The 3731-nt window shown below is 73.0% G+C and carries 3 protein-coding genes; all 3 read right to left on the reverse strand.

What is annotated here, in order from left to right; translation table 11 throughout:
• Nucleotides 1–1511: type I polyketide synthase (locus ACFOVU_RS27670; RefSeq protein ID WP_378538316.1), on the reverse strand; the 1511-nt coding region annotated here is incomplete at its 3' end.
• Between the two features lie 62 nt (nucleotides 1512–1573).
• Entirely contained in the window at nucleotides 1574–2869 is a 1296-nt protein-coding gene (locus ACFOVU_RS27675; RefSeq protein WP_378538318.1) for an activator-dependent family glycosyltransferase, read from the reverse strand.
• A gap of 203 nt (nucleotides 2870–3072) precedes the next feature.
• On the reverse strand, nucleotides 3073–3731 hold a 659-nt coding region (locus tag ACFOVU_RS27680), incomplete at its 5' end, for a helix-turn-helix domain-containing protein (protein WP_378538319.1).

Genomic DNA, 3731 nt, shown 5'->3' on the forward strand with positions numbered 1-3731 from the left:
TGCCCCCGCAGCGCCCCCGCACCACGACCCGACACCACCCACGGCACCACCGCAGAAGCCGAGCCGCCGTCGAACGGCACCACCACAGGCTCCGCCGACGCATCCCCCTCCACAGGAGACACCACGGCCGGCGCCTCCTCCACGATCACGTGCGCATTCGTCCCGCTCACCCCGAACGACGACACACCCGCACGGCGCGGAGTGCCGGGGAGGGCGGACCACGGGCGCTCCTCGCTGAGCAGCCGCACCTGGCCCTGCTCCCAGTCCACGTGCGTGGAGGGCTCGCCGACGTGCAGCGTCTTCGGCAGCCGGCCCTTGCGCAGCGCGAGGACCATCTTGATCACGCCCGCCACCCCGGCGGCGTGCTGCGTGTGCCCGATGTTGGACTTCACCGATCCCAGCCACAGGGGGCGCTCCTCGGGCCGGTCCCCGAAGACCTCCAGGAGGGCGTGGGCCTCGATCGGGTCGCCGAGGGCGGTGCCGGTCCCGTGGGCCTCGACCGCGTCGAGGTCGCCGGGCGCCAGGCCCGCGCCCGCGAGGGCGCGCCGGATGACTCGCTCCTGGGAGGGGCCGTTGGGGGCGGTGAGCCCGTTGCTGGCGCCGTCCTGGTTGGTGGCGCTGCCGCGGATGACGCCCAGCACTTGGTGCCCGTTGGCCTGGGCGTCGGACAGCCGCTCCAGCAGCAGCATGCCCGCACCTTCGGAGAACACCGTTCCGTCGGCGTCGTCGGAGAACGCCTTGCACCGGCCGTCGCGCGCCAGGCCCTGCTGGTGGCTGAAGTCGACCAGCAGCTCGGGGGTGGGCATGACCGTCACCCCGCCGGCCAGCGCGAGCGTGCTCTCGCCGCGGCGCAGCGACTCGACTGCCAGGTGGATCCCCACCAGCGACGACGAGCACGCGGTGTCGACCGTCACCGCCGGGCCCTCCAGCCCCAGGGTGTAGGCCACCCGGCCGGAGATGACGGAGCTGGTGTTGCCGGTCTGGAGGTAGCCTTCGAGGCCGTCCGGGAAGGGTCCTAGCCCGCTGATGTAGCCGGTCTGGGTGCCCCCGACGAAGACGCCGGTCGCCGTCCCCCGCAGCGTCCCGGGCTCGATCCCGGCCCGTTCCACGACCTCCCACGCCACCTCCAGCAGCAGCCGCTGCTGGGGGTCCATCGCCATGGCCTCGCGCGGGCTGATCCCGAAGAACGCCGGGTCGAAGTCCCCGGCGCCCTCCAGGAACCCGCCCTCACGCGCGTAGGTGGTGCCGCTGGCGCCGTGGTCGGGGTCGTAGAGGGCCTCCAGGTCCCACCCGCGGTCATCGGGGAACGGGGAGATCCCCGACGCGCCCGAGGCCACCATCTCCCACAGGTCCTCCGGTGACTCCACCCCGCCCGGGTAGCGGCAGCCCATCGCCACGATCGCGATCGGCTCGCGCTCCTTGGCCTCCACCTCGCGCAGGCGCCGGCGGGTCCGCTGGAGGTCGGCGGTGGCGCGCTTGAGGTACTCCCGGAACTTGTCATCAGTGGCCATGTGGTTCAACCAGCCTTCAAGTAGTGGGGGCGGGGAGGAGCGCAGGAGATACGGGGTCGGGGTCAGGCGGTCGGGACCGGGGCCGCCGCGCCGCGGTGCCGGTGGACCAGTTCTTCGAGGCTCTTGACCAGGTCGTGCGGGCTGGGGGAGTTCTCGACGTCCTTGCGGGCCTCGTCGGCGCGCCAGGTGAATGCGGGGTCGGTCAGGATCCGCTGGAGTTCGGTGCGGAGGGACTCCACGGACAGGTGCTCGGGGGGCAGGTGCACGCCGAGGCCGTTGTCCTGGATCACGTCGGCCAACGGGCGTTCGTCGAACAGCGCGTGCGGGACGATGAGCTGCGGGACCCCGTTCAGCACGGCGGTCGCCGTCGTCCCGGTACCGCCGTGGTGGATGATCGCGGAACAGCTCTTCAGCAGGTGGTCCAGGGGGACGAATCCGGGGATCCGGACGTTGTCCGGCACCTCGGTCCCCGCGGGGATCACCGAGGGGTCGACCAGCATGACGAGTTCTATGTCGAGGTCGGTGACCGCTTCGAACAGGTCGGCGAACCCGATCGCCGCGCGGCCGTCCCGCACCTCGTGGAAGGAGTTGCCCAGGGTCATGCACACGCGCGGCAGCTCCGGAACCGGCTCCAGCAGCCAGTCCGGTACGGTGCCCGGGCCGTTGTAGGCCACGTAGCGCACGGACAGGTGGCCGTGCCCGGAGGGCAGGCGCAGCAACGCGGGCATCGAGTCGATGGTCGTCTGCCCGAGGATCAGGTCCTCGCTGTAGGCGGCGCCGTACTTCGCCAGCTTCAGGGAGAGCCAGTCGCGGACGGGGTCCTCGTCCCCGGCATCGGGCCGCTCGGCGCGCAGCTTCAGGAAGAGTTCGCGCATCCGGCCCCAGTGGTCGCGGCCGATGGTGGTGCGCACGTGCGCCGCGCCGCAGGCCGCCGCCGCGACCGGGCCGGTGAACGTCATGCTGTCCCAGATGACCAGATCGGGCCGCCACCACCGGCAGTAGGAGACGAGGCCGTCGTAGACGGACTCGTCGGTGTTGACGTCCAGTGCCAGAGGTGAGGCGAAGGCCGCGAGGCAGTCGCGCACGTACTCGTAGGTCAGGACCTCCGGACGCAGTTCGGCGATGTCGTAGCCGGAGCCGTAGATCGTCTCTTCGGGCGCCAGCTCCGCGAGCTTCTCCGCGTAGCGCGCCTCCTCGCCGACGGGCACACCGACGAGGCCGGTCTGGCGGACCGCCGGCATGATGTCGGGCTGGGCGGCGACCACGACCTCGTGGCCCGCGGCCCTGAGGGCCCACCCGATCGGCACCATGAGGTTGAGGTGGGCGGTGGCTGCGAGCTGGGTGATAACGACGCGCATCCTGCTGTCCTTCCAGAGAGATCACGGTGAACCGAGCCGGTGCCGACCGGGCGGCCGAAGCCGTCGCCTCCACCGACCCATCGACGTGCTGCACCCGCCCCAGCGTGGTGTCCCTGATGTCGGGAAGTAGATCCACCGGATCCCATCGACACTGAAGAGACGCTATGCATCCGCCCAGGCGGCACCGACCCCTAGCTCCCCCCTCAGGTCCCCCTTGGGAACCGCCGGTCGCGGGGGGTGCGCGGGGGCGGGGTAGGGGCGGTTTCAGCAGCGGGTCCGCGGAGCCGTCTCAGCGTCAGCGCGAGGGCGAGGCGGGACCGGCCCTCGGGGGTGTGCAGGGCGAAGCCCAGCTCCTTCTCGGCTCTGGCCAGCCGGGCGCTGACGGAGCTGCGGTGCAGGTAGAGGCGGGTCGCCGTGCGGCGCAGGGAGTCGCTGGCGGCGAAGGCGTCGAGGGTCGCCAGGAGCGGGCCCCCGCTGGCGCCGGCGGCGATCCGGTCGAGCGCGGCCACGTCGGCGGAGGAGCCGATGGCGGCCTGCGGGACGTGCTCGGCGACGAGCGTGAAGGAGCCCAGCCGGTCCCAGTGCACGACCCTGCCCCACATCAGCCCGGGGCCGGCGAAGCGGGCGGCGGTGCGGGCCATGCGCCAGGCCCGCGGGGCCTGAGCCGCGGGGACCCGGGGGCTCACCCCGGCGAGCGCGCCGGTGCCGGCGAGGGCGTCGTCGCCGGGCCAGGGCGGCCCGGGAACGAGGATCGCCCACGCGTCGCCGATGCGGGCGCGTCTGCCGCCCGGCGGGCGGACCGTCTCGGCGTCGGGGCCGATGACCGAGCACGTGTCCGTCGAGTGGAGCCGCTGGCTCTCGC

This window comes from Nocardiopsis sediminis (assembly GCF_042650565.1).
In the GTDB taxonomy this organism is placed as follows: domain Bacteria; phylum Actinomycetota; class Actinomycetes; order Streptosporangiales; family Streptosporangiaceae; genus Nocardiopsis_B; species Nocardiopsis_B sediminis.